We start from the raw sequence: 1,346 nt of genomic DNA, 5'->3' as shown, positions 1-1,346 counted from the left end.
CATTTTTTTTTATTTCAACTCTATTCTTTTCGGAAGATACAAGCATCTATAAAAAAACAAGAGCATAAAGCCAGCTCTTGTTTTTTCATTATATAGCTACTAATGTTAAATGAGGATCATTATAATACACCACTTCTGAAAGAACTTTACAGCCATTTGTTTTGGCAAAAGCTTCTCTCGCCTGCTTTTCAGTTTCAAATTCAAACATTTTCATTTCTTTTCCAGCATATACCGTCAGTACCCACATGAAAAGATTCGCCTCCGATTATTGTAGTGATCGCCATATCCACATTATGCCGAAACCATTTCCTTTTGAAAACCCATTCTACAAAACTTGTCACAAGAAACTTTTAAAAATTTAAAAACATTTTAACTTCTGTAAATGAACAAAATGTACAAAAGGTTTAAGCAATATTATACCTCTTTAAAAAGGTGCTTTTTTAATCAACTGTTGCTTCACCAGTAAAAAATATATAGTATTTATTAAAAAAAGAAGCCGGACAGCCGGCTTCTTTTTTAGGAAAGGAAAGTACAGACATCACAATCACGTCCTGCTCTTTATTTTGCATAAAAATACACTAATTAAATATTGCTTTCTTAAAGCAGAACCATGTTCGATTGCACATAGTGATAAAGAAGCTTATACGTATGGTTTAATGAATCTTGATGCGTTCTCTCAAACGCATGAGAAGAATCAATTCCTGGACCAATTAAGCCGTGTACGATATCGTGTCCGGCACGAATAGCAGCAGAAGCATCTGATCCGTAAAACGGATAAATATCTAATTTGTACTGAATATCATGCTGCTTAGCTAGCTCCACCAAATGCTTTCTCAAACCGTAATGATATGGGCCGCTTGAATCTTTTACACAAATAGACACGGTGTATTCATCGGTAGATTGTCCATCTCCCATAGCACCCATATCAACCGCTAAGTATTCTACTGTTTGAGGCGTAATGTTCGAATTCCCTCCGTATCCAATTTCTTCATTATTTGAAATAAGAAAATGCGTAGTGTATGGCAGTTCGATCTGTTCTTCTTGAATTGTTTTTATGAGCTGAAGCAATAAAGCTACGCTTGCTTTATCATCGAGATGACGAGATTTAATAAAACCGCTTTTTGTTATTTCTACACGAGGATCAAACGAAACAAAGTCGCCTACTTCAATTCCAAGGCTGCGAACATCTTCTGCGCTATGTACTTTTTCATCCAATCGAATTTCTATATTTTCTTGATTTCGCTCAGCTTTCCCTGCATCTTTATACACATGAACAGATGTTTGATGCATAAGGATGGTTCCTGTAAATACTTCTCCTGATGAAGTTTCAATTTCACAATATTCTC

3 protein-coding genes are annotated in these 1,346 nt (G+C 35.1%); all 3 read right to left on the bottom strand.

From position 1 onward, the window contains the following. Positions 1-88: 88 nt before the first annotated feature. Positions 89-247: a hypothetical protein gene (locus AC1DRF_RS27995; protein WP_013057318.1), complete on the bottom strand. Its 159-nt coding sequence runs from the start codon at positions 245-247 to the stop codon at positions 89-91. Between the two features lie 193 nt (positions 248-440). Further along, positions 441-569: a hypothetical protein gene (locus tag AC1DRF_RS27990; protein WP_427076410.1), complete on the bottom strand. Its 129-nt coding sequence runs from the start codon at positions 567-569 to the stop codon at positions 441-443. A 28-nt stretch (positions 570-597) separates the two neighbouring features. After that, positions 598-1,346: M42 family metallopeptidase (locus tag AC1DRF_RS27985; protein WP_477742309.1), on the bottom strand; the 749-nt coding region annotated here is incomplete at its 5' end.

The sequence above is a fragment of the Priestia sp. P5_B4 genome (assembly GCF_056400385.1).
This window is presented reverse-complemented; position numbering and strand designations above follow the sequence as displayed.